Here is a 26489-nt window from a genome sequence, read left to right as displayed (position 1 = left end):
TTTATATTTAAAATATGACTGCTGGATAAAACATCAGTTCTAATCGAAGTCATACATCTGCTTTTAAATACGGGGCAGTTTAGCAGATTGCATACTAAGTCCTATGGCACAACCTTTCAATTGCGATTGCTCTATTTATAATCTAAAAAAGGTACATCTTATGGCTAGCAAGCTTTTGACTTAAGAGGGCTTCCATGAGGTTTGAACTTGTTTTGATATATTCGGATAATCTAATACGAATCTTACATGCAGCTCGGTTCCAGTTTTTAAAGCCTTGTCGTCTACAATAAAATAAGGACTATGATTTGGTGCAGCTTGAGTTAAGTCCTGATTTTCTGGTGTTGCACCTAAGAAAACAAAGAATGACGGCATTAATTTTCCATAATAGGCAAAATCTTCACTTGCACTTGCATTATGATCTAAAACATGAAGTTTTGAGTCTCCAACAACCTTGACTAAAGTTGGCTGAATAAGCTGAGTCAGTGCTTTGTCATTCATGGTCACTGGAGCATAAGGTGCAATTTCAACTTTAGCAGTCACATCATTGGCTTGAGCATTATGCTCTATCATGACTGGTAAACTTTTTAAGATATTTGCCCGTATTTGTTCGTTATTAGAGCGAATAGTCCCAACCATATTGACCTGTTCAGGAATTACATTTCCTGCTGTACCACCTTGAATATTGCCAATACTCACTACGCCCATGCCTTGGGTAAGGTCGGTTCTCCGGCTAATAAGGCTTTGTAAATTATTAATCATTTGTGCCGATGCATAAATCGGATCTCTACCTAACCAAGGGGTAGAACCATGTACCTGCTTGCCGTTGACCTGAATACGTAAATGGTCTGCACTATTTAAAATGGCACCATCTTTATAATAAAGGTGGCCACTTTGCATACCAGAGATGACATGTATCCCAAAAATGGCTTCAGGTTTATAGTCTTTAAATGCTCCATCTGCGATCATTTTTCTGGAGCCAATTTGATCACCTTGTGTGAAGTTGTCTATATCTGCTCCACCTTCTTCAGCAGGTTGAAAAACAAAGACAACTGTACCCGATATTTTATCTTTATTGGCAGCCAAAATTTTTGCCGCAACTAATAGCATTGCGGTATGGGCATCATGTCCACAAGCATGCATCACATAAGTTTCTTTACCTTGGTAAATTGCTTTTTGTTTACTCGCAAATGGAACACCACTTTTTTCCTCCATAGGTAGCGCATCCATATCTGCTCTAAGCGCAATAATAGGACCGGGTTTATTACCTTTTAAAATACCTACAACACCTGTTTTTGCATAACCTGTTTTGACTTGAATGCCATAGGACTTTAATTCTTTTTGAACTAGTGCAGATGTTTTAAATTCCATATTGCCAAGTTCAGGATACTCATGAATATGTTGTCTTAATTGAATGATCTGATTTTCATTTTGTTGTGCAGCATCTTTTACCCAATCTGCTAGGCTCAGCTGGCTCATTAAAGCGAGTGGAAAAATCAAAGCGGCTTTTTTGTACATGTCCTTATCCTAAAATATTATTGTTCATAAGATTTGATATCTAGATTTCTTATCTAGATTTCTTATAATTCAGTTTTTAAAAATATTAAAAAATCAATAAGGTATAAATAAAGACTTAAAAGGTATAGAGTGGCTAATTTATTGATAAGACAATTATTATTTTAATTGGATAGAGAGATTAAATTAAAAAAGGAAGAGAAAATTCTCTTCCTTTGATTAGTTTTTAGGCTCAGGTGGTGTCATTCCAAACTGTAAATAAGATTGGTTGGTTGCAATCCGACCTCGTGCAGTACGCATGACATAACCCTGTTGAATTAAATAAGGTTCAATCACATCTTCAAGCGTACCGCTGTCTTCAGCCATCGCTGCTGCAAGCGCTTCAACTCCAGCAGGACCGCCATCAAAACGCTCGAGTAGCATGCTCAAATAACGTCTGTCTAGGGTATCTAAGCCAGCTTTATCAACATTGAGCATATCAAGCGCACGCTGTGCCATTTCATGGGTCACTTCGCCTGTGCCTTTCACTTGGGCATAGTCACGAACACGTCGTAATAAACGGTTGGCGATACGAGGTGTTCCGCGTGATCGGCGTGCTACTTCTTCTGCGCCTTCAACTGTAATGGGTACATCCATTAAGTTTGCAGAGCGCGACACAATGTGAGTCAAGTCTTCTACAGAGTAGAACTCGAGACGTTGCACAATACCGAAGCGGTCACGTAATGGTGAGGTCAGTAAGCCCGCACGTGTGGTCGCAGCGACGAGTGTAAAAGGGGGTAAATCGAGTTTAATTGAACGAGCAGCAGGGCCTTCACCAATCATGATGTCGAGTTGGTAATCTTCCATCGCTGGATACAGAATTTCTTCAATCACCGGTGAAAGACGATGAATTTCATCAATAAATAAAACATCGCCTTCTTCAAGGTTAGTCAGCATTGCCGCTAAATCGCCTGCACGTTCCAAGACAGGCCCTGAAGTCGATTTGAGGTTGCCACCCATTTCACGTGCAATAATATTAGCTAGTGTGGTTTTACCTAAGCCGGGCGGACCAAAAATCAGTGTGTGGTCGAGAGCTTCACCACGACCACGAGCAGCGCCAATGAAAATTTCCATTTGCTCGCGTACGACTGGTTGCCCAATATAGTCGGCAAGTGAAGTTGGTCGAATAGCCCGATCAAAATGATCTTCAGGCTTTTCTGTTCCACTGATTAGACGGTCTTGCATAGGTGTGTTTACTTCATCATTGATTTAAGAGCAGCACGAATAATATCGGCTGATTCAGTGTAGTCGGCTTTAACCGCAGCTACAGCTTTTTGTGCTTCAAGTGGCTTATAACCTAAAGATTGCAGCGCAGCTTCTGCTTCTGCAACAGGAGAGTTTGCAGCAAACTGAATTTGAGGCATGGTCGCCGCAGTTGAAGTGCCTTGAGCCAAGGTTTTAAAACGATCACGAAGTTCAATCATTAAACGTTCAGCTGTTTTTTTGCCAACGCCCGGAACTTTGACCAAAGTGTTTACATCGTCGTGTTCAATTGTATGTACCAACAATTCAACACTTAATGTAGACAAGATACCCAATGCCATTTTAGGGCCTACACCATTTACTTTTAATAAAGTACGGAAAATAGTTTTCTCTTGAGCATCGCTAAAACCGTAAAGCTGCTGTGCATCTTCACGCACAACTAAATGCGTCCATAGCGTAACTTTCTGGCCTTTTTGTAATTGGCAAAATGTTGAAAGTGGCGTATCAATTTCATAACCCACACCATTTACATTGAGTAAGACAGTAGGGGCTTCTAGGGCAAACACTTCGCCAATTAAACATCCGATCATAACGTAATTTCACTTATTCATAACTGTAAATCTGGCCGTTTAACATCAATTGAAAACGACACTGGTTTTATTTCTTTCTATATTAAGCCAGCTTAAAACAGACCTATTTTATTGCCTTGTAGCTCTTGCGCCAAGCTATAAGCCTGATGATCTGAAAACTTACTAATAATATCGAGTACCTGCATGATATTGTTGTAGTGGTTGTTGCTAAAGCGTGCACCGTATAAATGGAGAATAGACATTAAACGTTGTTCTTTAAAGCTCAAAGATTTATGTGGCATGGTTAATGGTACAAATGCATCCAGAATTGTTTGCAAACTTTGATGTGCAATAATTTCTAAACCAGACTTTTGTGGGTGTTCAAAGATTTTTTCACGAGCCAGATTTTTGGCTGTTTCAATCCCTTTAGCAATATCAGGTGAACAGTATTGTAAAAGGTTACCTTGCAGCTGACCTGTAATAATTTCATACTGATGCTTAGCAAAAGCTGTTGTGACTTCATCGACCAAACGTTTCATAACACGGCCACGTAATGCCGAGATTTTTTGTTGCCATGTACTGCTCGGCTGTGACAACTCTTCAGGTTGACCATAATCTGCAATTAAGTTCAGAAAAATCGGTTCAACTTCTTGATAGTTCAGCATATTTAAAATAATGCCATCTTCTAAATCAATGAGGGCATAGCAAATATCGTCTGCAGCTTCTAATAAATAAGTAAGCGGGTGGCGGCAGTAATGATATTCACCTAATTGAATGAGACCAAGCTGTTCAGCAATTTGCTTTAAAATTTCTTTTTCAGACTGATAACAACCAAATTTGGCTCGTTGGTGTGATGGACGATCACCTTGCGAAGCTATTGTTTTTGAAAGCCAAGGATATTTTAAATATGCGCCTAGGGTCGCGTAAGTTAAACGCATGCCTCCATCATCTGGATGATAGTCAATACGGGTTAAGAGGCGTAAACCTTGAGCATTACCTTCAAACTGACGTACATCAGCCTCTTCTTCGGGCGTCAATTTTTTTAGAAAATCATTATGTGATGCATCGTCAAACCATTCACGAATTGCATATTCACCAGCATGACCGAAGGGTGGGTTACCAATATCATGTGCAAGGCAGGCTGCTTGAATGATTGCGCCAACATCGGCAGGAGAAATCCAAACGGGCAATTCATCTTTTATTTTTTCGGCTGCAAGCATACCCATGGAACGGCCAATACAGGAAACCTCAAGGGAGTGAGTTAAACGGGTATGGATACCGTCATGCTGTGCTAGAGGGTGAACTTGAGTTTTACGGTTTAACTGACGAAAACTTTGCGAGAATATAATGCGGTCATAATCTTTATGGAATGGGCTACGAGCCAACTCTGTACTGCTTTTTTTACTGCCTAAACGAACCGCAGAAAGCAGTTCTAACCAACGCATTTGTTCCATTTATCATTATTCAAAACTATAAAGCCTGATCATGCCAAAAAAAACTTAAAAGCACTAGCGTGGTGCGACATAGTTTGTCTTAGTTCAGGTTTTATTATGTTATTGAATAAACATGAAACAATTTATTTTTACCTATAATGCTTAAAAAAATGATTTTGAACAAAAAACACATCACTTCTTGCAGAATTAGGTTACAGAATACTGATTCTACATCTAGCTGATTTTAGCAAGACACAGTAGAATATGCGCTCTCTCTAAAGTCACATTGCGGTAAGGTTCACAAGACCTGCCCGTGGAGCCAAAATCAACATGTTTATCGTGGCCGGTGCAGCAGCACATTCTTCTTTTAAGAAAGCTCAACTATTAACACGTTTATCGTCAATTAGTTCTGTTCAATCTTTTGACAGCCAATGGGTCTATTTGTTTGATCAAGCGCTCAACGAGCAGCAACATCAATCTGCTTTGCAATTGTTAAATGACGGTGAGTCTTTTGAACTTCGTCAACCTGCAAGTGATGAGATTCAGATTTTAGTAACACCACGTGTGGGTACTATTTCACCTTGGTCTTCTAAAGCAACTGATATTTTCAAGAACTGTAATACACCAGTTCACCGTTTAGAACGTGGTCTTTTATTTACCTTAAAAGGTGTTTCTGAAATTTCTAATGAAGTAAAACAAGTACTTCATGACCGTATGACAGAAACTGTTTTTGCTCAAATTGATGATGCAAAAGCGCTCTTTTCAGAAACAGCTCCAAAACCTTTAAACTCAATTGATATCTTGGGTGAAGGTAAAGATGCATTAGTAAAAGCCAATAACGAATTTGGCTTTGCTTTATCTGAACAAGAAATTGATTATTTAACCGAAGCGTTTACTCGTCTTGGCCGTAATCCAAATGACATCGAGTTAATGATGTTTGCACAAGCAAACTCTGAACACTGTCGTCATAAAATCTTCGGTTCTGAATGGACAATTGATGGTGAAAAACAACCATTATCATTGTTCCAAATGATTAAAAATACTTATAAAGAATCACCAACTGATGTGTTATCAGCATATAAAGATAACGCTTCTGTAATTGTTGGTTATGACACTATGCGTTTTTATCCTAAAGCAGATGAAAACGGTCACTTTGTTTATAAATATAAGAGCCAAGCTGCTCATATTTTAATGAAGGTTGAAACTCACAACCATCCAACAGCAATTTCTCCATTTGCTGGTGCTGCAACTGGTTCAGGCGGTGAAATCCGTGATGAAGGTGCAACTGGTCGTGGTGGTAAACCAAAAGCTGGTTTAACAGGCTTTACTGTTTCTAACTTAAATATTCCTGGTTTTGAACAACCTTGGGAAGAAAATTACGGTAAACCTTCACGTATGGCATCGCCATTACAAATTATGATTGAAGGTCCATTAGGTGGCGCGGCATTTAACAACGAATTCGGTCGTCCTGCTTTAAATGGTTATTTCCGTACTTTCGAACAAAACGTAAATGGTGAAGTGAAGGGCTTCCATAAGCCAATCATGATCGCTGGTGGTTACGGTAACATTCGTCCTGACCATGTAGAAAAAGATGCGATTCAACCAGGTGACTTGCTCATTGTATTGGGTGGCCCTGCAATGTTAATCGGCCTTGGTGGCGGTGCAGCATCTTCTGTAGACAGCGGTACAATGGGTGAAAGCCTTGATTTCGCTTCTGTACAGCGTGAAAACCCAGAAATGGAACGCCGTTGTCAAGAAGTGATCGATACATGCTGGCGCTTAGAAGACTTCAACCCAATCGTTTCTGTACACGACGTTGGTGCGGGTGGTCTATCAAATGCAATGCCTGAACTTGTAAATGACCACGAGTTAGGTGCAGTTCTTAATCTTCGTAAGATTCCTTCATTAGAGCCGGGCATGAGCCCAATGGAAATCTGGTCAAACGAAGCACAAGAACGTTATGTTCTGGCAATTCGTCCAGAGTCTTTAGAACAGTTCGAAGCAATCTGTGCACGTGAACGTTGTCCATTTGCCGTGTTAGGTGAAGCAACTGAAGCACGTCATTTAACTGTTGAAGATCCATTGTTCCAAAACAATGCAGTTGATATCCCAATGCAAGTAATGCTTGGTGGTACACCGCGTATGCAACGTTCTTATGAAACGATTGAGCGTAAAGGTAACGAATTTGACGCTTCAAAAGTTGATTTGAAAGATGCGATTTTCCGTGTATTGAAAAACCCTACAGTTGCGTCTAAGTCATTCTTGATCACCATTGGTGACCGTTCAATTACGGGTATGGTTGCACGTGACCAAATGGTTGGTCGTTGGCAGATTCCTGTTGCTGATGCAGCAGTAACGACTACAAGCCTACAAGGCTTTACTGGTGAAGCAATGGCGATGGGTGAGCGTCCACCAGTTGCATTGTTAAATCCAGCAGCGTCTGCTCGTTTGGCAGTTGCGGAAGCAATTACTAATATTGCATGTGCAAACATTGAACAAATTAGCGATATCAAACTTTCTGCAAACTGGATGGCTGCTGCTGGTCAAAAAGGTGAAGACCAAGCATTGTTTGAAGGTGTGAAAGCGATTGGTATGGAAATGTGTCCTGCTTTGGGAATTGCAATTCCTGTAGGTAAAGACTCACTTTCAATGCGTACCACTTGGAACGACAACGGCGAAGATAAAGCTGTAACATCTCCAATGACTGGTGTAATTACTGCATTTGCTCCAGTAGCTGATGTTCGTAAGACTTTAACACCTGAACTTAAGAATTTAGAAGATTCGGTACTTGTACGTATTGATTTATCTAAAGGTCAGTTCCGTTTAGGTGGTTCGATTCTTGCTCAAGTATATAAAGCAATTGGTTCAATCACTCCAGATGTTGATAGTTTTGATGATTTCAAAGCGTTCTTTGCTTTAATTCAAGACTGGAATAACCGTGGCTTGATTCAAGCTTACCATGACATCGGTGATGGTGGTTTACTCGCAACTGTAGCTGAAATGATGTTTGCTTCACGTTTAGGTGTGGCATTAGAAAACCAAACTACTGCTAGTTTATTTGCAGAAGAAATTGGTGCAGTAGTTCAAATCAAAGCAGCTGATTGGGAAGCTTTACAAGCAGAAGTTGCTGCTTCTAGCTTGAAAGATGCAATTGCTGTAGTTGGTCGCGTAAATAACACCGATCAATTATCTGTAAATGGCTTAACACTAGAGCGTGCAGAGTTACAACAAGCTTGGTCTGAGGTATCTCATCAGATCCAACGTTTACGTGATAACGTTGAAACTGCTGATCAAGAGTTTGCTTTAATTACTGATAAATCACATCAAGGTTTAATTGCAAAACCTACATTTGATTTAAATGAACCTATTGAAGCGCCGTTTATTAATAGCCGTCGTCCTAATATGGCAATCTTGCGTGAGCAGGGTGTAAATGGTCATATTGAAATGGCTGCAGCTTTTGACAAAGTTGGCTTTAATACGATTGACGTACACATGAGCGACTTACTCGCTGGTCGTGTAAGCTTAAGTGATTTCGAAGGTTTAGTGACTTGTGGTGGTTTCTCTTACGGTGACGTAATGGGTGCAGGCGGTGGCTGGGCTAAATCAGTTCTGTTCAATGCGAAGTTACGTGATCAGTTTGAACAATTCTTCCACCGTGAAGGTACGTTTAGCTTAGGTATCTGTAATGGTTGCCAAATGTTGTCACAATTAGCACCGCTTATTCCGGGTGCTGAACACTGGCCACGTTTCCACCGCAATATGTCAGAAGTTTTTGAAGCGCGTAGCGTAAACGTTCGTGTTGAAAAATCTGTTTCTGTATTACTTGATGGTATGGAAGGTTCGATTTTACCAATTGCTGTTGCACATGGTGAAGGTCGTGCAGTTGCGAGTGAAACTGATATTGCAAACTTAAATGCAGCGAACCAAGTTGCTTTGCGTTATGTTGATAGTCACGGTAACCCGACTCAACATTATCCATTGAACCCGAACGGTTCGCCGGAAGCAATTACTGGTGTAACGTCTAAAGATGGTCGGGCAACGATTATGATGCCGCACCCAGAGCGTACTTTCCGTGCAATTCAACACTCTTGGAGTCCAGAAGAGTGGACTGAAGACGGTGCATGGTTACGTATGTTCCGTAACGCTCGTAAGTTTATTGGTTAATATAAAAAGTGAAATAAGCCACCGAAAGGTGGCTTATTTGTATGTAGTACAATGTGAGTAGAATAAATAGTAGAGAAGAAAAATGAAATCAAAAATCCATTTCCGTGAGTTTGCACTTCTGATGGCATTACTCATGTCGATTGTTTCTTTTTCAATAGATGCTGTCTTGCCGGCTTTAGGCGAGATTGGACGAGTTTTTGACTTAAAGAATAATAATCAGACACAGTGGGTCATTATTGGCATTTTTTCCGGTATGACGATAGGGCAACTCATTGCGGGACCACTATCTGATGCGATTGGACGAAAACGTATTTTATTTACCGGTATTATCATTTACTTTTTGGGAAGTTTATTGTGCTTTACCACACAAAGTTTTGAATGGTTTTTAGTAGGGCGCTTTATTCAAGGTATTGGCGTTTCAGGGCCTTACGTCGCATCTATTTCGATTGTACGAGATAAATACAGCGGCGCTCAAATGGCCCGTATTATGTCCTTAATCATGATGGTATTTATGGTCGCTCCAGCGATTGCACCAAGTCTGGGACAGCTTATTATCCATTTCTTTGGTTGGCGTGATATTTTTGTTTTATATATGGTCTACGCCACAGTTGTTGGGGCATGGGTCGCTTTACGATTAGAAGAGACGCTACTTCCTGAAAACCGTTTACCTATGCGTTTACAAGCATTTCAAGAGGGCTTTAAAGAAGTCGTAAGTAATAAAACCACCATGAGTTATTTGCTATGTGCAGGCTTTTGCTTTGGTGGATTTATTGGTTATTTGGGAACTTCTCAACAAATTTTTATGCAGCAATTTGGTAAAACTGGGCAAGAATTCAGTGCTTATTTTGCTGTGCTTGCTGGTGTGATGGGAATTGCTTCATTTACCAACTCTAAAATTGTCATGAAGTTTGGTATGCGTCCAATTTGTATTTATGGCTTTCTAGGTTTGTGCTTAATTTCTTTGGTTTTCTTAGGAATTCAAATTTTAGGCGTGGCTGTGTCATTCTGGATGTTTATGCTTTATGCCTGCATTTTATTTTTATTATTTGGAACTTTATTTGGTAATTTAAACGCGATTGCAATGGAGCCAATGGGGCATGTTGCGGGAATGGCATCGGCTATTATTGGTGCAGCTTCGTCTGTATTGTCACTTATTCTAGCCTCTATTATTGGGCAGTTATATGACGGGACATTAATACCAATGACCTGTGGCTTCGTCATTTTGTGTGGTTTAGCATTTATGATGACCGTATATGAGAAGAGGCAGTTAAAGATTGTAGATAATGCAAATCTTTGATTAAATATGATAAAAATTTTATTTATATATTATTGTCTTTAAATAAATGAAGAAAAGATTATTAGATACTGCAACTGTATTACTAGATAAGTTTGTTAATCGGTATCATGATTGTGAGGGGTTTTGGGCAATCGGTGTTTTGTATACACATTGTTTGTCAATAGGTGAATTTTCCTTAACATTTGATCTATTAAATCATAACTCTTTCATAAATGATGAATTTTTAAAGCAAGTAAATAATAAATTCTCGAGCTATCTAGATGATTATTTAGCAATTCATAAGAAAAAAAGAGAGGATTTGATTGAGGCTGTCATAAAAATTGCATTTGATAAAGATCATAAAATATCAGCAGGTACTTTATATGGTGATTATTTCCAAGTTAGAGTAATTCTTGTTGATTCATATACAAGAACTTTTTCTAGATACAATGATGGATATTGTGTGCCTCATACTCATTGGATAAAGCAAAGAAATTATATAGATTCATTACCAATAGAAGATCGTCCACTCATAGGGAATTATAATTTCTCATTAAATTTATCTCCAAAATCTTTAGAGATTACAGATGTATTATTTAATATTCCTAAAGTTCTATAATCCATCAGCTCGTGGTGACAGCCAATCTTTATACTTATTTATTAACTCTTTCCTCTTGGCGTCATTAAAGATAATAAAATCAATGCCACCATCATATGGAGCAATAATTATATTTTGCTCAAAAGAAATCATAAAGGCTCGAACCTCATCGTCGGCGATCTTTTTTAATAAATCATTGTGTTCATTTTTTTTCCAAATTTCATTGATGGAGTATGGTCTATACAAAACATCTTCTTCGTCATCATCATAATCTTCGGGATTAGTTTGGGTTAGATTTATTTCTTTTTCTGGATGAAATTCGTATTTGAGCCTTAAAGTTGGATCATATATTTTATTATTATCGCTTTGACTGAAATAATGACCGGTAACAATAAAAATAGAAGCATTAGAATCGAAACAGTCATCAATAATTTGATTATGACGATTTAATAATAATTCATATTCTGCAGGTGTATCTGCATATCTTTTTGATTCTGGAAGACTATGAATTCGGAACCAAAATTGTGAAAAATATTGTCGAAAACAATGTGAAATTGGAAGTTTATTAGGATAAAAAAACTTCCATTGATTTATGAATGAATTAGTCATTTTTCTTTTGGCCTAAATATTTATTAACATGTTATTTGATAAGTTACACAAAAAACAATTTAATAAGAAAAATATTTCGATGGGTAAGGTAAATTTATATTAAATTATACTTTAAGGAAGTTGGTTCAATTTTTGCTTTCTCTGTAACAACGATAAAAATCGGAGATCAAAATGATGAAAAACAAAAATCATATGGGAACGATGTCTACAAAGGACAGAGGCTGGCGCTTATTCGGCTTGGCGCTTGCTATTCAAATTCTTTTTATTGGAGCAAATTATTTGGCACTGATGAGCTGACTTTGATTTAGAAGCTTTTTTAACGGTATGATTTAAAGCAAGTCCAATAGTTTTGAGTCATTCCACTCATGTTAAAGTTGATTTATTACGTACCTGAGTCACATCTTGAGTCGACTAAACAGTCCATATTTGCGGCCGGAGCAGGTGGTATAGGTAACTATGAACACTGCGCATGGCAAGTCAAAGGGATAGGGCAGTTTAAACCAGTCAAAGGCGCTGATCCTTATATTGGAGAGTTGGATGAACTCGAACAAGTTGAAGAATGGCGTGTTGAAACAATTGTACTTGAAGAAAAGGCAAGTGAGGTTGCGAAAGCATTAAAGGCAAGCCATCCTTACGAAGAGCCTGCCTTTGAATTTATCCAAATTTTGGATATTAGTTAAATTGTGAGAAATCTGGTTTACGTTTTTGCATAAATGCTTGTACAGCTTCTAGCATTTCAAGTGATTGAACGCGTTGCATAAAGATTTCAGCTTCATGATCAATACATGCAATGATCTTATCCAGATCATGCTTCATCAATGCTTTTGTCTGTTTTAGTGAAGCAAGTGGTAATGCTGTTAAGTGTTGAGCAGTTGCCTGAGCAGATGTGTAAGAATCTTCAACAACTTCATTCACTAGGCCTGCTTGTAGAGCAGTTTCTGCATTGAATTTTTTTGCAGTAAACAGTAATTCAGCTGCTTTGTGATAACCTGCTTGCTTAACCAATAATTGACTTGCGCCACCTTCCGGAGAAAGGCCAAGGCTTACAAATGGAATTTGGAATAGGGCAGTGTTGTCAGCAAAAACCAAGTCTGCATGTAATAAAATCGTAACACCAATACCAATAGCTACACCTTTTACTGCAATAATAAGCGGCTTTGATAATCTAGCAGCAGATTTAAGGAGTACAAATGGAGGAACTTGACCTGCTGGACCTGCATTAGGATTTTGTAAAAAACCCATAAAGTCTTTCATGTCATTACCAGCGGTAAAATCTTGCTCTACACCGCGTAAAACGACTACTCGGACATCTTTATTTTGGTCGGCTTCATCAAGCGCTTGAGCAATCCATAAATAAAGTTCGCCATATAATGCATTTTTTGCTTCTGGGCGATTTATGGCTAAGGTGAGTACGCCACCTTCTAAATTTGCTTGTAAATGTTGATGAGGTTGTTGAATACAGCTAAGTGTCATCGTACTATCCTTGCTTTAAACCACGTTGTTGATTTTTAGGTTCTCATTATGGCGCATATTTTTTGTAATAAGCGTAACTGGTGAGTTCATAAAAAGTGAAAAACTCATTATGTATACATTTGACTATCTCGTTTTTATAGGGCGTTTTCAACCATTTCATTTGGCTCATATGCAGACAATTGAAATTGCTTTGCAGCAAAGCCGTTATGTCGTTTTAGCATTAGGCTCTGCTCAAATGGAGCGCAATATTAAGAATCCGTTCTTAGCAGTAGAGCGCGAGCAAATGATCTTGTCGAATTTTTCACCAGATGAGCAAAAACGTATTCGATTTGTACATGTCGTCGATGTTTACAATGATGAGAAGTGGGTAAAACAAGTCAAATCACTGGTAAATGGTGTAATAGAACCGAACTCAAAAGTTGGTTTGATTGGGCATTTTAAGGATGAGTCTTCATATTATTTGAGACTATTTCCAGAGTGGATCATGGTTGAACTGGATAGCTTAAAAGACTCTATTTCAGCAACGCCAATGCGTGAAGCTTATTATCGTGGTGAAATCCAAACGGAATTTTTTCCTGTAGGAACGATTAAATTTTTAGATGAATTTAAAGAAACTGAAATTTATGCTGAATTACAACGCAAATATCTCATAGATGATAAAAGTAATTTAAATTAAATCAGTTTGTGGCTTTAATTCTTGAATCAAGAAATTGATAAAAACACGAATATGAAAAGATTCGTGTTTTTTATGTGGGTAGAGGAGAGAAAAAGGACGTGAAGTTCCTGAAAATTTTGTAAGAACCTCAAGCAATTCTCCATTTTTAAGCTCTTTTTCTACTATAAAACGGTAGGTTTGTAATAATCCTGCACTATGTTTTGCTAAGGTGACAGTACCTAAAATATCATCTAAACAACGAATCTTACCTATGCTTTGATATTCAATAGTTTGATGATTTGAATTGAATAACCAAGGTACATTTTTTCCTGTACTAGGTAACACAAATTGAATGCATTGATGATGCTGTAAATCGTCAAGGGTCTGCGGTGTGCCGAAATTTTTTAAGTATTCTGGTGAAGCCACCACAATTAGCTCAGCTTGTTCAAGCTGACGTGCAATCAAATTCGAATCAGCAAATTGTCGTCCACGAATTGCTAAGTCATATCCTTCTGCAATAAAGTCCACATTTTTATTGGTGAGTTGAACATCAACTTCGATGGTGGGATATTGTCGTGAGAATTTTGCTAATAATGGCAATATTCGGTAATGTCCATAAGGTGTTGGTACGCTGATTCGAATCAAACCTGAGGGTTGTTGCTTTTGGTTTTTAAGTTGTTGTTCAGCTTCTAAAATTTGATTTAATGCTTGTTTACATTCCTCAAAATACATTTTTCCTTGTGACGTCAAACGTACTTGTCGAGTCGTTCTCATAAAAAGTGGTGTTGCTAAATGTTTTTCTAATCGGGCAATTGAACGGCTTACCGCTGCTGGACTAACACCTGCATGAAGTGCTGCTTTGGAAAAGCTTTCATTTTCTGCGACTAAGCAAAATAGCTCTACGCTACTAAACATCATTCTTTTTAGCTGTTGAGCCATTTATTACACCATGTAAAAAATGATTTAAGTTCTGGGCTATTTAAGCACATATAAGTAAACAATAAGATGATTTTCATACCTTGTATGGAGTTATTTTATGAAACTATTTTATTCACCAAATGCCTGTTCTTTAGCGCCACATATTGTTTTAAGAGAGCTGGGATTTGCATTTGAATTAATCAAGGTTGATTTACACCAGCATTTAACAGAAAAGGGTGAAGACTTTTATCAACTTAATAAAAAAGGACAAGTACCTTTATTACAGCTTGATAATGGTTCATTATTAACGGAAGGCGCTGTAATTAGCCAATTTCTTGTTGACCAATCGTCACGAAAAGATTTATTAGCTGAAATAAATACCGCCGAGCGTTACGAGGTTCTCTCATGGATGAATTTTATTGCTTCTGAAATTCATAAAGCATATTCGCCATTTTTCAATGAATCTTACCGTGAAAAAAGTAAAAACATATATAGCAGAACCCTCAATAAGCACTATGCATGGGTCGATCAACAATTAAATGGGCAAAATTACTTAACAGGAACCAACTTTACGATTGCTGATATTTATCTTTTTGTTGTCACACGCTGGGCTGATTTTATTGGCCTTGATTTAGCACACTTTAGCCATTTAGCCAGTTTTATGAACAGAATTTCTGAGCGCCAAACAGTTCAAGATGCAATTGCAGCCGAAGCAGCCTAATTCTTTTGTTATTAAATAAAATTATAAAAGGAGGTCTATATGCCTTATATTTTAATTCAAATTACCAAAGAAAATGTCTCAATACAGCAAAAACAACAATTAATTCAAGAAGCAACAGAGCTTGTGGTTCGTGTACTTGATAAAGATCCTGCAACTACATTTGTAGTCATTGATGAAGTTGAAACTGATAACTGGGGTGTTGCAGGTGAAACTGTTTCTGCGATACGAAAAAGACAAAGTTTGAGTACTTAAAATGCAAAATAATCCGATTACTGAGATTCAGAAACAACTAGAACAATATTTTGATGGTTTGTATTTTTGTGATGTGCAACTTCTAAATAATGTTTTTCATCCTGATGCCATATATATCAATGTAACCGAGCAACCTGTACTACGACTTAGCATGGCTGAATATTTTCCGATTGTTGCGAGTCGGATTTCTCCAGCTTCAAAGCAACAAAAACGACAGGATAAAATCAGTTCAATCAATTTGATTCATGAACGGTTGGCGCTAGTCCATGTTGAATGCGTTATCCACCCTAAATATTTTTATGATGCACTTACATTTGTGTTTGAAGATGATCAATGGAGAATTATATCGAAAGTATTCCGTTATCAAATTTTAGCGGACTGAATGATTAAGCATCTGCCCAAAAGATAATTCGGTTGGAAAAAGGATCGGTGATGCTGAGTTCAAGTGTTTCCCAATCTGTTTTTTCAACCTGAGGCTTAGAAAATTTATAATCTTTTTTGCTTAGTTCGCTGTGCAGCTCATAAATATGTTCCCAATAAATACGGATTGCACTATGTGGACTTGCATCACCAAAATGCTCGGATAAATGAATAACGCAATCATCTTTGGAAATTTGTAAATATAAAGGAAAGTTATCTTCAAATTGATGTTGCCAATCAAGCTGAAAACCTAAGAACTCAAGATAAAATGATTGAGCTAAATCAACATCAAAAATTCTTAAAATTGGAGTGATTGAACCAGATTGCATCATTTTTCCTTTTAGCGTGTACCAAATTGTTGAGTCCAATAACTCTTTTGCTTTACAGACTGAGCAGAAGCACACGCGATTGCGTAAGTGGTGAATTTTGGATTCATTAGATTACTACAATGCAAGGGACTTGTTAGCCATTTAGACATAACTTGCCCTAAAGTTTTTTGGCCACTAGCGACATTCTCACCGTTGGCTTTACCAAGTGTATTGTAAAGTTTTAAACGTGATTTTAAGTCTAGACCCGTTGAGCCAACATGTCCAAGAAAGTTATGTGTTGCCATATCTTGACTATGAGAGAGTGCACCTTGGTATAAATTATTATTCCAACTCAGCGGTGTAGTTGCAGAAAAATACTGCTGACCACATTGACGTGATTGTTGTCGGATCTGATTAATTGTGTTCAGTACAGCTTGTTGGTAGGCTGGATTTTGTAAATCTTGGCAGCTTATTTCATTGGAATTGTTTTGAATTTGAGCAATTGATGTGGTGCTATCAGTGGGTATTGCTAATGTATTTGCACTACATGCACCGATAAAAAGAGTAATAGGCAGCAAAGAGCAGGTTTTGAGTAGACTCATATCATTGCCTTAAAATAATTATTCTAATGTTTTTATGATACGCCAAAGTCAAAGTATTGGGTAATGCTTTGCAAACAAAAAGCGAGTGTGAAACTCGCTTTTTGTTAGTTAATTTTATTAAGCTGTTTGAAGGGCTTTTAAGTCTTCTAGAACTTGTTCTGCATGCCCAGCAGCTTTTACTTTACGGTAGCTTTTAACTAAAGTTTTGTTATGGAAAATGAAAGTAGAGCGCTCAATACCCATTACTTTTTTTCCATACATGTTCTTTTCTTTAATCACATCAAAGTGTTTGCAAAGTACTTCTTCTTTATCACTAATGAGATCAATGGTCAGTGCCTGCTTTTCTGTAAAGTTTTGATGGGCTTTTACAGAGTCGCGCGAAACACCGTAAATACGAGCACCTAATGTATCAAACTGGTCTTTTAAACAAGAAAAACCGACAGCTTGTGTAGTACAGCCTGGAGTTGAATCTTTAGGGTAGAAGTAAATAATCAGCCATTCATTATCGACTTCAGCTAAATTAACTTCGCCGTGTGTAGTTGGGAAAACCTGATTTGGCAGTTGAATATTTTCAGACATTTCTTATCCTTTAAAAGTTAAATTTGATCTAATTCAAGTGGTAGAAAAGCATATTCTTCATGATAAACAATATCGAGTTTTCTTACAGGAATAGCTTTGTTAAAAATTGGACCATCAATGACAGTGGTATGAAATTCACCGCCTTCACCGCATGGATCAATGCCACGGTTCTCAAGCTCTTGGATATATTCTAAAGATAAAACTTGACCTAAATCTTCTACTTTCATTCCTAGTTTAAGATTAACAGTGACTATTACACTTTTAAATCCAAGTTGAATAAACTCTTCAACCACTTCACGATGCGGACGCAGCCAGAGTGGCATGCCTAATTTAAGCCCCACTGTTTGAGTGACACGGTCATGCCAACAACCATGTTCAGGCATATCTAAATCACCTGTAACCAGCACCTCTGCACCTTTTTGTTTCGCTTCATTCAGTAAGCTAATGAATTTAGTTTCATAGTCATTCCAACTAGACGAAGCCATAAATACAGGTAAGCCAATTGCTTGTGCTTGCGCCTGAATAATATCAAGTGGCATAGCATGTGAACGAGAGCGCTGACCTTGTTCTTCAAGCATGACAATGAGCCCACTCACCGTGCCAGTTTTCATTGCATGGTAGAGAGCAAGAGAACTGTCTTTGCCTCCACTAAATGAGACAATAGATCGTTTATCTGTTGCGTTGGTTTTCCATTGTTCTTGCATGGTTTATTTCGAATGACGAGATCAGTTTCATTTTAGCAGAGCTATAAAAAAAGCCTGCATAAATGCAGGCTTAATTTGGAGCAACAAAAGCTTATTTTTTAGGAGCTTGTTGTTGAGCTGCTTTCATCGCTTCTTCAGTTAATTTTTCAAGCTTAGTTGTTAACTGAGGACCGAAACATGCTTTAAGATCACGGTTTTGTTGTTGTACAAAAGCTAAAGAGCTTGGGCTTTTCTTCGCATTGATTGCGCTTTGGATTTCCCATTTTTGTGCTTCAGTCACTTTACCTTGAGCATCAACTTGGCAGCTACAGAATTTGCTAACTTCAGCTGAACTTAATTTACCGCCTTTTGCAGTTTGGTCTTTACAAACGTTGATTAATGCACCTTTAACGTTAGTGCTTTTATATGCTGCTTGAACTGGGTTTTCAGCTGCTTGAGCTGAACCAGCCATAAGTGCAGCTGCTGAGAATAAAGATGAAAGAATAAGATTTGATTTTAACAACTTCATAAATTTTACCTACTTATTGCGGTATATAGCGTGTTGGATCGGTAACGCCGGCATCGATAAAGCCTTCTTTACGCAAACGGCAACTGTCACACTTGCCACACGCACGTCCTTGAGCATCTGCTTGGTAGCAAGATACCGTTTGGCTATAGTCTACGCCATGTTCAATCCCTAAACGTATAATATTCGCTTTGGATAAATGTAACAGGGGTGTTTCAAATTTAAGTGGTTTTCCTTCAACACCAGCTTTGGTTGCTAAACGAGCCATATTGGCAAAAGCATCAATAAATTCTGGGCGACAATCAGGATATCCTGAATAATCAACAGCATTGATACCAATCACAATCGCTTCAGCATTGAATACTTCAGCCGCAGCTAAGGCATATGAAAGGAAAATTGTGTTACGTGCCGGTACATAAGTTACAGGAATGCCTTCTTGTAATTGTTCTGGTACAGCAATGTTATGGTCTGTAAGTGCAGATCCACCTAAATTGGCTAAATCGATATTGATTACACGATGTTCAACACCTGCACGCTGAGCTAATGCTTTGGCTGCATCAAGTTCAGTGGTTGAGCGTTGACCATACATAAAACTAATAGCGATACATTCATAGCGCGCTTGTGCCCAAGCTAGGCAAGTGGTTGAGTCTAAGCCGCCTGAAAGTAAAACAATGGCACGAGGGCGCATATTTTTCTCCATATTCGGAATGATTTATTTTATTGAGCGATTAACGACCTGATTCATCATTCCAGAGCAGTTTATGTAACTGTAGCTGGAAACGTACAGGCAGTTTATCGTCCAGTATCCACTGTGCCAGATCACGTGCTAAACGTGGCAGGCCAACAGCACCTTTTTCAACTGCAAAGGCAGGGGAGAACCAAACGGTACTGACTTTGGTCTGCAGTTGATATTGTTCAACTTGTTGTTTTGACCATTCATAGTCTTCACGGTTACAAATCACAAATTTGATTTGGTCATGTGAAGTTAAGTAGTCAAGATTACTGATGAGATTACGATGTTCTTCACCAGAAGTTGGGGTCTTTAAATCGAGAACTTTAGAAACACGCGGGTCCACTTTTGATACATCAAGCGCGCCACTGGTTTCTAAAGAAACGTCAAAGCCAGCATCACATAAACGTTGTAATAAAATTAAGCAATTTGGCTGTGCTAAAGGCTCACCACCAGTCACACAAATATAAGGCGTTTGATATTTTGCAGCCGTTTCAATAATGTGCTCGAGTGATAAACGCTCGCCACCTTCAAAAGAATAGGTGGTATCACAATACGTACAACGTAAAGGACAGCCTGTGAGACGAATAAATACAGTCGGTAAACCAGAGGCATTTGCTTCACCCTGCAACGAGTAAAAAATCTCGGTAATGCGTAAACCAGACGCAGGGTCAGAGACAGGAATTGCAGAGGAACGTAAGGAAGCCATTCTAGAAATACCACACTATATAAAAAATAAAATCTCTACGATCAGTGTTGACCGTAGAGATGCTTGATCAAACTGAAATTAGTCAGCGCGTAACAAATCGTTCAAACTTGTTTTTGCACGTGTTTGCGCATCAACTTTTTTCACGATAATTGCAGCGTATAAGCTGTATTTACCGTCAGCAGATGGGATGTTACCTGGTACAACAACTGAACCAGCAGGAACACGACCATAATGGATTTCGCCAGTTTCACGGTCATAAATTTTGGTTGATTGACCAATGAAGACACCCATTGAAATGACTGAACCTTCTTCAACAATAACGCCTTCAACGATTTCAGAACGCGCACCGATAAAGCAGTTGTCTTCAATAATGGTTGGGTTAGCTTGTAATGGCTCTAAAACACCACCGATACCAACACCACCAGACAAGTGAACGTTTTTACCGATTTGAGCGCATGAACCTACAGTTGCCCATGTATCAACCATTGTGCCTTCATCTACATAAGCACCAATGTTGACATAAGATGGCATTAACACCACATTTTTAGCTTGGAAACTACCACGACGAGCCACAGCAGGAGGAACAACACGAACACCTGCAGCTTTAAATTGCTCTTCAGTCCAACCAGAGAATTTAGTTTCAACTTTGTCGTAGAAACGAAGATCACATGACTCGATTGGTTTATTGTCATTTAGTTTAAATGATAATAAAACAGCTTTTTTTAACCATTGATGAACAACCCATTCACCATTGATTTTTTCTGCAACACGAAGTGTACCGTTATCTAATCCAGCAATTGCTTCTTCAACAGCTTGGCGAATTTCGCTTGAGCAATCTGCTGCAGTAAAGTTTGCGCGGTCTTCAAATGCTTGCTCAATGATCGTAGAAAGCTGAGACATGATCTTCCTTCCATAAAAAATTTTAAAGATTTTACACTAATTTGTGACAAGAATCTTTGAAAAAACGTGTTACGTTTAAAGCGAGAGTTAAAGTGGAAAAGCTTATTAGATAATCAAGTGTTTTTTACACAAAAATGATTTGAAAATAAAAATTTAACTCAATTTGTATCAAAAAATAACAGAAATCTAGCAGTTTTTGTATAAAAAAGAATCTATGCTCTTGAATATAATTTTTGTCACAAGCTGAATAAATTAAAAACAGAGCCTTTTCTTGAGGAGAAAACGATGAAAGTATTACGTGTTTTAGTGACAACTACAGCTTTACTTGCTGCTGGTGCTGCAATGGCAGATGAAGCTGTTGTTCATGACAGTTATGCATTCGATAAAAACCAATTAATTCCAGTAGGTGTTCGTGCTGAGGCTGGTACTACAGGTTACGGTGGTGCTTTATTATGGCAAGCAAACCCATATGTTGGTTTAGCATTGGGTTATAACGGTGGTGATGTTTCTTGGCGTGATGATGTGTCAGTAAATGGCACTAAGTACGACTTAGATATGGACAATAACAACGTTTATTTAAATGCTGAAATTCGTCCATGGGGTGCAAGTACTAACCGTTGGGCTCAAGGCGTATATGTAGCTGCGGGTGCTGCTTACTTAGACAATGATTATGACTTAACTAAACGTTCACAGGACGGTACTATTAAAGTAAATGGTAATAATTATAACTTTAATGGTTCAGTGGATGGTAAATTAAGTTATAAAAATGATATCGCTCCTTATGTAGGTGTAGGTTTCTCACCTAAAATCAATAAAAACTGGGGCGTATTCGGTGAAGTAGGTGCTTACTATACTGGTAACCCAACAGTAAATCTTAAATCAAATGGTACTTTTGTGAATGTTAACGGTGCTGATTTTGATAAAGATTTACGTGCCGAAGAAAACAAAATCCGTAACGATGACAAATACAAATGGTTACCAGTGGGTAAAGTTGGTGTGAACTTCTTCTGGTAAGATCCTAAAGAAAAAACGAGCTTCGGCTCGTTTTTTTGTACTTAATAAAACAAAAGAAAAGAGCTAAAAAGCTCTTTTCTTTTGTTTTTTAATTTTTATTCATCTGGATAAGCAATTTTTTTCAATGCTTTAATGTCGGCGTCAGGTGAGCATAAAGAAATAAACTCATAACCGTAACCACGTAAGAGATGACCTTTACGAACAGCAATCCATGTGGTGTTAACACCAAAGATATCAGTTTTAATTTGCTTTAAACGATAGTCACGTTCTGCATCGTAAGCAACATCGTTGACAATTCCGACGCCCATACCAAGTTCTACATACGTTTTAATAACATCGGCATCAAGAGCGGACATTACGATATCAGCATCGATTTGAGCATCTTCAAATGCTTTATCAATTTTAGAACGACCTGTAAAACCACCATGATAAGTAATCAGTGGATATTCAGATAAAGCATCAAGATCAATCTTATCGAGTTTGGCAAGTGGGTGCTCTTGCGGTGTAATAATACTGTGCTGCCATTGATAGTAGGGAATGCTTGCTAAGTTTTCTTCAGTTGTTAAAGATTCTGTCGCAATACCAATATCGGCTTCACCTTGTAAAAGCATCTCTGCAATTTCGACAGGACTGGCTTGTTGCAAAATCAAATGTACTTTAGGGAACAGCTTTTTAAATTGATTGACGATTGGTGGTAGTACATAACGTGCTTGAGTATGCGTTGTCGCAATTGTTAACGTACCTTCATCCACTTTATTAAAGTCATCAGCAAGACGTTTAATATTTTCCGCATCTACAAGCATACGCTCTACAATGCTAAGTAGTGATTGGCCCGGTTCAGTTAAACCAAGTAAACGTTTACCTTTACGAACGAAAAGTTGTACACCTAATTCATCTTCTAAATCTTTAATATGTTTACTTACACCTGATTGAGAGGTGTATAGCGCGGCAGATGCTTCCGTTAAATTAAAGTTTTGGCGTACTGTTTCTCGGATAATTCTTAATTGTTGAAAGTTCATTTACACTTTTCCTCGAAAGAGGTGAGGACCGGCTTTAAATTCCGCGAGATGGCTCCTCACCAAATAATTCCTTAAGCAACTTGATCTGCAAATAGGTGAAGTTGAGATGCACTCACCCAAACAGTTTGATTTGGTTTAAATGCATGTTGTTTTGCAGCTTCACTGCTCAGAGCAATCTCAATTAAACGTCCATTACGATCTTGTAATTCCGCCACTACTTTTCCAGCAATCCAGACTTCACGTACAAAAGTTGCTTCAATTGTATTTGCCTGTGGTTGCGAATGAATATGTAACTCATCCGGACGGGCAAAAGCAATCACTTTTCCTTGCGGTGCCTGAACTGTAGTCGGTAATTCGATACGATCATTGCCAATACGGATAATACCGCCGGCATGTTCACCTTCAAAACGATTTGCTTGACCCAAGAAATCAAATACAAATGGCGTTGCAGGTTTTTCGTAGACTTCACGTGGTGAACCAATTTGTTCAACGTTACCTTTATTCATCACAATAATCTGGTCAGCCACTTCAAGAGCTTCTTCTTGGTCATGGGTTACGAAAATTGAAGTGATATGCAATTCGTCATGCAAGTTGCGTAACCAGCGACGTAATTCTTTACGGACTTTGGCATCAAGTGCACCAAATGGTTCATCGAGCAATAGCACACGAGGCTCTACAGCGAGTGCTCGAGCTAAAGCAATACGTTGACGTTGACCACCAGAAAGCTGAGCAGGGTAGCGGTCTGCTAAAAAGCCCAGTTGAACTAGGTCAAGCAAACGAGTAACACGTTTTTTAATCTCAGCTTCAGAGGGGCGTGTAGCACGAGGACGAACACGTAAACCAAAGGCAATATTGTCAAATACAGTCATATGACGGAATAAAGCATAGTGCTGAAATACAAAGCCGACTTGACGTTCGCGAACATGTACATTGGTTGCATCTTCGCCTTCAAGTAACACTTGACCGCCATCGGCTGACTCTAAGCCAGCAATAATACGAAGTAGTGTCGTTTTACCGCAGCCAGATGGTCCGAGTAGCGCAACCAGTTCACCCTCTGGAAAATCTAGGGAAATATTTTTAAGCGCATGGAATGCACCAAAGTGTTTTTCAATATTCTTAACTTGAATACTCATGATTTCATTCCTTACGAATCAGTTGAATGCGGTTCTGGTTTGTCTTGATGTAGTTCTAACCAAGTTTTCAATACCAGTGTTAATAAGGCTAAGAAAGCAAGTAATGAGGACACGGCAAAGGCTGCACTAAAGGTGTACTCGTTATATAAAATTTCAACATGAAGTGGCAGGGTATTGGTTTCACCACGGATGTGGCCAGAAACTACCGATACTGCACCGAACTCACCCATTGCACGCGCGTTACATAAAATCACGCCGTAAATTAAACCCCACTTAATGTTAGGCAGAGTGACTTTCCAAAAGGTTTGCCAGCCTGAGGCACCAAGTACAATCGCAGCTTCTTCTTCTTCTGTTCCTTGAGCTTCCATAAGAGGAATTAACTCACGTGCAACAAAGGGAACGGTAATAAAGATGGTCGCTAAAACAATTCCGGGCACGGCATATAAAATCTTAATGTCATGGTCCATTAACCAGCCGCCTAACCAACCTTGAGCACCAAAAATCAGTACAATCATTAAACCTGCAATAACAGGTGAAACTGAAAAAGGCATATCAATAATAGTGGTTAAAATTGCTTTGCCTTTAAACTGGAACTTGGAAACAGCCCATGCAGCGGCAACACCAAATATCACGTTAATCGGTACGGCAATCGCTGCGGTGAGTAATGTTAATTTCACCGCTGACAACGTATCTGGATCAATTAAAGCCTGAACATAGACTTCAAGGCCTTGTTTAAACGCTTCAACAAAAACCAGAATAAGAGGCAGCATTAAGCAACTAAGAAAGAAAATCAGTGCAACTGTAATCAGCGTATAACGAACCCAAGTCGGTTCACGAGTTGCATCACGAGACTGGAGTTTCAAAGCAAGTGCATTGCTGTCGGTATGTAGGTTCATGTGATATTTCTCCCTGTACGACGGTTTGCCCATGCTTGAAGTAAGTTAATGACAAATAAAATAATGAAAGAGAGAACTAACATAACCGCAGCAATAGTCGTCGCACCTGCATAGTCATATTCTTCAAGGCGAGAAATGATCATGAGCGGGGCAATTTCTGTTTTAAACGGCTGGTTACCTGCGATGAAAATTACAGAACCATATTCACCCACGCCACGGGCAAATGCTAAAGCAAAACCTGTAAATAGAGCAGGTAGTAATATTGGTAAAATAATTTTAGTAATGGTCTGCCAGCGATTTGCGCCAAGTGCAGAAGCAGCCTCTTCAAGTTCGGTTTCGATATCGCTTAGTACGGGTTGAACAGTTCGAACAATAAAAGGAATACCAATAAATACTAAAGCTAGCGTAATCCCGATAGGTGTATAAGCAACATGAATACCGAGTGGTTCTAAATATTGACCAATCCAGCCTGTAGGGGCATAAAGCGAAGTGAGAGCAATACCTGCAACTGCTGTTGGAAGTGCAAAAGGTAAGTCTACTAAAGCATCAACCAGACGTTTTCCGGGAAAGTTATAACGGACAAGGCACCAAGCTAAAAGTAGTCCGAAAACAACATTAATAAACGCTGCAATTAAAGCTGAACTAAAGCTGAGTTGAAGCGATTTTAAAATACGTTCAGAGGTTAAAATTTCCCATAGTCCGTCCCATCCGATTCCAAATGATTTGATAAAGACTGCGGCTAATGGAATAAGCACAATAAAAGAAACGTAGGCGAGGGTGAAGCCCAATGATAGACCAAACCCAGGCAGCACTCGGGATCGCTGCGACATGATATTTCCTCAAAGAGAAAAGCCTGCTGAAACCAGTAAGCGAATAAATAAAGATAAACGGTGCGGTATAAAGCTGGGTATTAAGCAAATTTCAAAGAGAAATGTGTCTTTACCGGATCAATAGATGAGTGGCTACACATCGAGTCTTCAGGAAGTAGATAGTTCAGTAAATCAGGGAATGGGCCAAAACCAGAAGCAACATTAATATGACCGACTTGGCCAAGATTAATTGGGTTTAATTGCCACGCTTTAGCAAGTTGTAAAGCATCAAAAAAATCTAACCAAGGATCATTTTCACTAATCAGTAGCGTTGTAGGCACATTAATTTTTAACTGATGAAAATAATCTTTGTAGTCAGTCAAGCTATGGCGGGCAAAACCAGCTTCACCAAAACGTGCCGGATTTGCAGGAGCAACCAAAATTAGTTTTTTAACTTGCGCTTGTAACTCAGGATGCTCAGCCAAAGCAGCAACACTTGTTAAGCAACCGAAACTATGCGCAACAATTTGCACAGGTGCTTGTACTGCTTGAACAGTTTTAACAAATTGCTCAATCCATTCACTTAATACGGGTCTATCCCAGTTTTTTTGCTCAACACGAGAACTAGACACGAGTTGACGCTGCAACCAAGATTGCCAATGTTGATGTTCACTTCCACCTACACCTGGAACAATTACAGAGTGAGTCATGTCTGTTCTCCTTATCGTTAGTACAAAGA

At 38.6% G+C, this 26489-nt stretch carries 30 protein-coding genes; 10 read left to right on the top strand and 20 right to left on the bottom strand.

What is annotated here, in order from left to right; genetic code table 11:
- Positions 1-180: 180 nt before the first annotated feature.
- The 4 genes from ACIF8R_RS13985 to ACIF8R_RS13970 all read right to left on the bottom strand — a co-directional run bounded on the left by ACIF8R_RS13985 (position 181) and on the right by ACIF8R_RS13970 (position 4777).
- The gene (locus ACIF8R_RS13985) at positions 181-1515 is read right to left on the bottom strand and encodes a M20 family metallopeptidase (protein ID WP_396481408.1); all 1335 of its coding nucleotides are present in this window, start codon (positions 1513-1515) and stop codon (positions 181-183) included.
- Between the two features lie 216 nt (positions 1516-1731).
- A complete protein-coding gene (gene ruvB, locus ACIF8R_RS13980) occupies positions 1732-2736 on the bottom strand; it encodes a Holliday junction branch migration DNA helicase RuvB (protein ID WP_002052424.1) in 1005 nt (334 codons plus the stop codon).
- An 8-nt stretch (positions 2737-2744) separates the two neighbouring features.
- Entirely contained in the window at positions 2745-3344 is a 600-nt protein-coding gene (gene ruvA / locus ACIF8R_RS13975; protein WP_032053016.1) for a Holliday junction branch migration protein RuvA, read from the bottom strand.
- A gap of 92 nt (positions 3345-3436) precedes the next feature.
- Positions 3437-4777, bottom strand: a complete 1341-nt coding sequence (locus tag ACIF8R_RS13970) for a deoxyguanosinetriphosphate triphosphohydrolase (RefSeq protein WP_311069433.1) — start codon at positions 4775-4777, stop codon at positions 3437-3439.
- 309 nt (positions 4778-5086) lie between these two features.
- Here ACIF8R_RS13970 and purL point away from each other — a divergent pair, with 309 nt between their 5' ends.
- The 3 genes from purL (at position 5087) to ACIF8R_RS13955 (ending at position 10815) form a co-directional block, all read left to right on the top strand.
- The gene (gene purL, locus ACIF8R_RS13965; RefSeq protein WP_396481406.1) at positions 5087-8920 is read left to right on the top strand and encodes a phosphoribosylformylglycinamidine synthase; all 3834 of its coding nucleotides are present in this window, start codon (positions 5087-5089) and stop codon (positions 8918-8920) included.
- Between the two features lie 82 nt (positions 8921-9002).
- Positions 9003-10217, top strand: a complete 1215-nt coding sequence (locus tag ACIF8R_RS13960) for a multidrug effflux MFS transporter (protein WP_396481404.1) — start codon at positions 9003-9005, stop codon at positions 10215-10217.
- A gap of 46 nt (positions 10218-10263) precedes the next feature.
- The gene (locus tag ACIF8R_RS13955) at positions 10264-10815 is read left to right on the top strand and encodes a hypothetical protein (RefSeq protein ID WP_396481402.1); all 552 of its coding nucleotides are present in this window, start codon (positions 10264-10266) and stop codon (positions 10813-10815) included.
- On the opposite strand, the gene ACIF8R_RS13950 is transcribed toward ACIF8R_RS13955, so the two are convergent.
- Positions 10810-11403, bottom strand: a complete 594-nt coding sequence (locus ACIF8R_RS13950) for a hypothetical protein (protein WP_396481400.1) — start codon at positions 11401-11403, stop codon at positions 10810-10812. The two genes, ACIF8R_RS13955 and ACIF8R_RS13950, sit on opposite strands and share 6 nt — an antisense overlap.
- A 171-nt stretch (positions 11404-11574) precedes the next feature.
- On the opposite strand from ACIF8R_RS13950, the gene ACIF8R_RS13945 reads away from it, so the two are divergent.
- Both ACIF8R_RS13945 and ACIF8R_RS13940 read left to right on the top strand, forming a co-directional pair.
- Positions 11575-11700: a KGW motif small protein gene (locus ACIF8R_RS13945; protein WP_031981977.1), complete on the top strand. Its 126-nt coding sequence runs from the start codon at positions 11575-11577 to the stop codon at positions 11698-11700.
- A gap of 68 nt (positions 11701-11768) precedes the next feature.
- On the top strand, positions 11769-12083 hold the full coding sequence (locus ACIF8R_RS13940; protein WP_049064766.1) for an NGG1p interacting factor 3 protein, NIF3: 315 nt from the start codon (positions 11769-11771) through the stop codon (positions 12081-12083).
- Here ACIF8R_RS13940 and ACIF8R_RS13935 read toward each other — a convergent pair.
- On the bottom strand, positions 12076-12876 hold the full coding sequence (locus ACIF8R_RS13935) for an enoyl-CoA hydratase-related protein (protein WP_396481398.1): 801 nt from the start codon (positions 12874-12876) through the stop codon (positions 12076-12078). The genes ACIF8R_RS13940 and ACIF8R_RS13935 overlap by 8 nt on opposite strands.
- A 109-nt stretch (positions 12877-12985) precedes the next feature.
- Between ACIF8R_RS13935 and ACIF8R_RS13930 the strand changes: the two genes are divergently transcribed.
- Positions 12986-13552, top strand: coding sequence for a nicotinate-nicotinamide nucleotide adenylyltransferase (locus ACIF8R_RS13930; protein WP_151749570.1), 567 nt, complete (start codon positions 12986-12988; stop codon positions 13550-13552).
- On the opposite strand, the gene ACIF8R_RS13925 is transcribed toward ACIF8R_RS13930, so the two are convergent.
- Complete coding sequence (locus ACIF8R_RS13925; protein ID WP_396481396.1) at positions 13544-14470, bottom strand: LysR substrate-binding domain-containing protein; 927 nt, start codon at positions 14468-14470, stop codon at positions 13544-13546. The genes ACIF8R_RS13930 and ACIF8R_RS13925 overlap by 9 nt on opposite strands.
- A gap of 97 nt (positions 14471-14567) precedes the next feature.
- Here ACIF8R_RS13925 and gstA point away from each other — a divergent pair, with 97 nt between their 5' ends.
- From gstA to ACIF8R_RS13910, 3 genes are read left to right on the top strand one after another with little or no spacing between them, the layout of a single operon-like run.
- The gene (gene gstA / locus ACIF8R_RS13920; RefSeq protein WP_396481394.1) at positions 14568-15170 is read left to right on the top strand and encodes a glutathione transferase GstA; all 603 of its coding nucleotides are present in this window, start codon (positions 14568-14570) and stop codon (positions 15168-15170) included.
- Positions 15171-15209: 39 nt separating this feature from the next.
- Positions 15210-15422, top strand: coding sequence for a 4-oxalocrotonate tautomerase family protein (locus tag ACIF8R_RS13915; protein WP_004790691.1), 213 nt, complete (start codon positions 15210-15212; stop codon positions 15420-15422).
- Between the two features lies 1 nt (position 15423).
- Entirely contained in the window at positions 15424-15804 is a 381-nt protein-coding gene (locus ACIF8R_RS13910) for a nuclear transport factor 2 family protein (protein WP_396481391.1), read from the top strand.
- A 4-nt stretch (positions 15805-15808) separates the two neighbouring features.
- On the opposite strand, the gene ACIF8R_RS13905 is transcribed toward ACIF8R_RS13910, so the two are convergent.
- From ACIF8R_RS13905 to dapD, 8 genes are all read right to left on the bottom strand, one after another.
- Positions 15809-16171 (bottom strand): glyoxalase superfamily protein, encoded by a 363-nt coding sequence (locus ACIF8R_RS13905; RefSeq protein ID WP_004790695.1) that lies wholly within the window; start codon positions 16169-16171, stop codon positions 15809-15811.
- A gap of 11 nt (positions 16172-16182) precedes the next feature.
- Positions 16183-16752 (bottom strand): CAP domain-containing protein, encoded by a 570-nt coding sequence (locus tag ACIF8R_RS13900; RefSeq protein WP_396481389.1) that lies wholly within the window; start codon positions 16750-16752, stop codon positions 16183-16185.
- Between the two features lie 117 nt (positions 16753-16869).
- Positions 16870-17331: a peroxiredoxin gene (locus tag ACIF8R_RS13895; RefSeq protein ID WP_396481387.1), complete on the bottom strand. Its 462-nt coding sequence runs from the start codon at positions 17329-17331 to the stop codon at positions 16870-16872.
- A 17-nt stretch (positions 17332-17348) separates the two neighbouring features.
- On the bottom strand, positions 17349-18035 hold the full coding sequence (locus ACIF8R_RS13890) for a diphthine--ammonia ligase (RefSeq protein WP_396481385.1): 687 nt from the start codon (positions 18033-18035) through the stop codon (positions 17349-17351).
- A 91-nt stretch (positions 18036-18126) separates the two neighbouring features.
- A complete protein-coding gene (locus ACIF8R_RS13885; protein ID WP_263614363.1) occupies positions 18127-18543 on the bottom strand; it encodes a hypothetical protein in 417 nt (138 codons plus the stop codon).
- A gap of 13 nt (positions 18544-18556) precedes the next feature.
- Entirely contained in the window at positions 18557-19228 is a 672-nt protein-coding gene (gene queC, locus ACIF8R_RS13880) for a 7-cyano-7-deazaguanine synthase QueC (protein ID WP_001247780.1), read from the bottom strand.
- A 40-nt stretch (positions 19229-19268) separates the two neighbouring features.
- Positions 19269-19979, bottom strand: coding sequence for a 7-carboxy-7-deazaguanine synthase QueE (gene queE, locus ACIF8R_RS13875; RefSeq protein ID WP_289739227.1), 711 nt, complete (start codon positions 19977-19979; stop codon positions 19269-19271).
- A 78-nt stretch (positions 19980-20057) separates the two neighbouring features.
- On the bottom strand, positions 20058-20879 hold the full coding sequence (gene dapD / locus ACIF8R_RS13870; protein ID WP_002052807.1) for a 2,3,4,5-tetrahydropyridine-2,6-dicarboxylate N-succinyltransferase: 822 nt from the start codon (positions 20877-20879) through the stop codon (positions 20058-20060).
- A gap of 285 nt (positions 20880-21164) precedes the next feature.
- Here dapD and carO point away from each other — a divergent pair, with 285 nt between their 5' ends.
- The gene (gene carO, locus ACIF8R_RS13865) at positions 21165-21893 is read left to right on the top strand and encodes an ornithine uptake porin CarO type 4 (RefSeq protein ID WP_396481383.1); all 729 of its coding nucleotides are present in this window, start codon (positions 21165-21167) and stop codon (positions 21891-21893) included.
- A 95-nt stretch (positions 21894-21988) separates the two neighbouring features.
- On the opposite strand, the gene ACIF8R_RS13860 is transcribed toward carO, so the two are convergent.
- From ACIF8R_RS13860 to ACIF8R_RS13840, 5 genes are all read right to left on the bottom strand, one after another.
- Entirely contained in the window at positions 21989-22912 is a 924-nt protein-coding gene (locus ACIF8R_RS13860; RefSeq protein ID WP_263614360.1) for a CysB family HTH-type transcriptional regulator, read from the bottom strand.
- A gap of 71 nt (positions 22913-22983) precedes the next feature.
- The gene (locus ACIF8R_RS13855; RefSeq protein ID WP_002052588.1) at positions 22984-24045 is read right to left on the bottom strand and encodes a sulfate/molybdate ABC transporter ATP-binding protein; all 1062 of its coding nucleotides are present in this window, start codon (positions 24043-24045) and stop codon (positions 22984-22986) included.
- A gap of 11 nt (positions 24046-24056) precedes the next feature.
- Positions 24057-24941 carry a sulfate ABC transporter permease subunit CysW gene (gene cysW, locus ACIF8R_RS13850; protein ID WP_002052783.1) on the bottom strand — a complete coding sequence of 295 codons (885 nt, stop codon included), beginning with the start codon at positions 24939-24941 and terminating at the stop codon, positions 24057-24059.
- The gene (cysT, locus tag ACIF8R_RS13845; RefSeq protein WP_004707527.1) at positions 24938-25771 is read right to left on the bottom strand and encodes a sulfate ABC transporter permease subunit CysT; all 834 of its coding nucleotides are present in this window, start codon (positions 25769-25771) and stop codon (positions 24938-24940) included. The genes cysW and cysT overlap by 4 nt, the downstream gene beginning before the upstream one ends.
- Positions 25772-25851: 80 nt before the next feature.
- Positions 25852-26460 (bottom strand): alpha/beta hydrolase, encoded by a 609-nt coding sequence (locus ACIF8R_RS13840; protein ID WP_263614358.1) that lies wholly within the window; start codon positions 26458-26460, stop codon positions 25852-25854.
- Between the last annotated feature and the right edge of the window lie 29 nt (positions 26461-26489).

Origin of the sequence: Acinetobacter sp. ABJ_C4_1, assembly GCF_044538495.1 — a bacterium.
GTDB classification, from domain to species: domain Bacteria; phylum Pseudomonadota; class Gammaproteobacteria; order Pseudomonadales; family Moraxellaceae; genus Acinetobacter; species Acinetobacter nosocomialis_A.
The sequence above is the reverse complement of the archived record's forward strand: the minus strand, read 5'-3'. Positions and strand labels throughout refer to the sequence as shown.

What these genes read in the sequence shown, in the direction of transcription:
- ACIF8R_RS13985 (WP_396481408.1), bottom strand. Translation starts at nt 1,515, where the DNA reads ATGTACAAAAAAGCCGCTTTGATTTTTCCACTCGCTTTAATGAGCCAG.
- ruvB (WP_002052424.1), bottom strand. Translation starts at nt 2,736, where the DNA reads ATGCAAGACCGTCTAATCAGTGGAACAGAAAAGCCTGAAGATCATTTT.
- ruvA (WP_032053016.1), bottom strand. Translation starts at nt 3,344, where the DNA reads ATGATCGGATGTTTAATTGGCGAAGTGTTTGCCCTAGAAGCCCCTACT.
- ACIF8R_RS13970 (WP_311069433.1), bottom strand. Translation starts at nt 4,777, where the DNA reads ATGGAACAAATGCGTTGGTTAGAACTGCTTTCTGCGGTTCGTTTAGGC.
- purL (WP_396481406.1), top strand. Translation starts at nt 5,087, where the DNA reads ATGTTTATCGTGGCCGGTGCAGCAGCACATTCTTCTTTTAAGAAAGCT.
- ACIF8R_RS13960 (WP_396481404.1), top strand. Translation starts at nt 9,003, where the DNA reads ATGAAATCAAAAATCCATTTCCGTGAGTTTGCACTTCTGATGGCATTA.
- ACIF8R_RS13955 (WP_396481402.1), top strand. Translation starts at nt 10,264, where the DNA reads ATGAAGAAAAGATTATTAGATACTGCAACTGTATTACTAGATAAGTTT.
- ACIF8R_RS13950 (WP_396481400.1), bottom strand. Translation starts at nt 11,403, where the DNA reads ATGACTAATTCATTCATAAATCAATGGAAGTTTTTTTATCCTAATAAA.
- ACIF8R_RS13945 (WP_031981977.1), top strand. Translation starts at nt 11,575, where the DNA reads ATGATGAAAAACAAAAATCATATGGGAACGATGTCTACAAAGGACAGA.
- ACIF8R_RS13940 (WP_049064766.1), top strand. Translation starts at nt 11,769, where the DNA reads ATGTTAAAGTTGATTTATTACGTACCTGAGTCACATCTTGAGTCGACT.
- ACIF8R_RS13935 (WP_396481398.1), bottom strand. Translation starts at nt 12,876, where the DNA reads ATGACACTTAGCTGTATTCAACAACCTCATCAACATTTACAAGCAAAT.
- ACIF8R_RS13930 (WP_151749570.1), top strand. Translation starts at nt 12,986, where the DNA reads ATGTATACATTTGACTATCTCGTTTTTATAGGGCGTTTTCAACCATTT.
- ACIF8R_RS13925 (WP_396481396.1), bottom strand. Translation starts at nt 14,470, where the DNA reads ATGGCTCAACAGCTAAAAAGAATGATGTTTAGTAGCGTAGAGCTATTT.
- gstA (WP_396481394.1), top strand. Translation starts at nt 14,568, where the DNA reads ATGAAACTATTTTATTCACCAAATGCCTGTTCTTTAGCGCCACATATT.
- ACIF8R_RS13915 (WP_004790691.1), top strand. Translation starts at nt 15,210, where the DNA reads ATGCCTTATATTTTAATTCAAATTACCAAAGAAAATGTCTCAATACAG.
- ACIF8R_RS13910 (WP_396481391.1), top strand. Translation starts at nt 15,424, where the DNA reads ATGCAAAATAATCCGATTACTGAGATTCAGAAACAACTAGAACAATAT.
- ACIF8R_RS13905 (WP_004790695.1), bottom strand. Translation starts at nt 16,171, where the DNA reads ATGCAATCTGGTTCAATCACTCCAATTTTAAGAATTTTTGATGTTGAT.
- ACIF8R_RS13900 (WP_396481389.1), bottom strand. Translation starts at nt 16,752, where the DNA reads ATGAGTCTACTCAAAACCTGCTCTTTGCTGCCTATTACTCTTTTTATC.
- ACIF8R_RS13895 (WP_396481387.1), bottom strand. Translation starts at nt 17,331, where the DNA reads ATGTCTGAAAATATTCAACTGCCAAATCAGGTTTTCCCAACTACACAC.
- ACIF8R_RS13890 (WP_396481385.1), bottom strand. Translation starts at nt 18,035, where the DNA reads ATGCAAGAACAATGGAAAACCAACGCAACAGATAAACGATCTATTGTC.
- ACIF8R_RS13885 (WP_263614363.1), bottom strand. Translation starts at nt 18,543, where the DNA reads ATGAAGTTGTTAAAATCAAATCTTATTCTTTCATCTTTATTCTCAGCA.
- queC (WP_001247780.1), bottom strand. Translation starts at nt 19,228, where the DNA reads ATGCGCCCTCGTGCCATTGTTTTACTTTCAGGCGGCTTAGACTCAACC.
- queE (WP_289739227.1), bottom strand. Translation starts at nt 19,979, where the DNA reads ATGGCTTCCTTACGTTCCTCTGCAATTCCTGTCTCTGACCCTGCGTCT.
- dapD (WP_002052807.1), bottom strand. Translation starts at nt 20,879, where the DNA reads ATGTCTCAGCTTTCTACGATCATTGAGCAAGCATTTGAAGACCGCGCA.
- carO (WP_396481383.1), top strand. Translation starts at nt 21,165, where the DNA reads ATGAAAGTATTACGTGTTTTAGTGACAACTACAGCTTTACTTGCTGCT.
- ACIF8R_RS13860 (WP_263614360.1), bottom strand. Translation starts at nt 22,912, where the DNA reads ATGAACTTTCAACAATTAAGAATTATCCGAGAAACAGTACGCCAAAAC.
- ACIF8R_RS13855 (WP_002052588.1), bottom strand. Translation starts at nt 24,045, where the DNA reads ATGAGTATTCAAGTTAAGAATATTGAAAAACACTTTGGTGCATTCCAT.
- cysW (WP_002052783.1), bottom strand. Translation starts at nt 24,941, where the DNA reads ATGAACCTACATACCGACAGCAATGCACTTGCTTTGAAACTCCAGTCT.
- cysT (WP_004707527.1), bottom strand. Translation starts at nt 25,771, where the DNA reads ATGTCGCAGCGATCCCGAGTGCTGCCTGGGTTTGGTCTATCATTGGGC.
- ACIF8R_RS13840 (WP_263614358.1), bottom strand. Translation starts at nt 26,460, where the DNA reads ATGACTCACTCTGTAATTGTTCCAGGTGTAGGTGGAAGTGAACATCAA.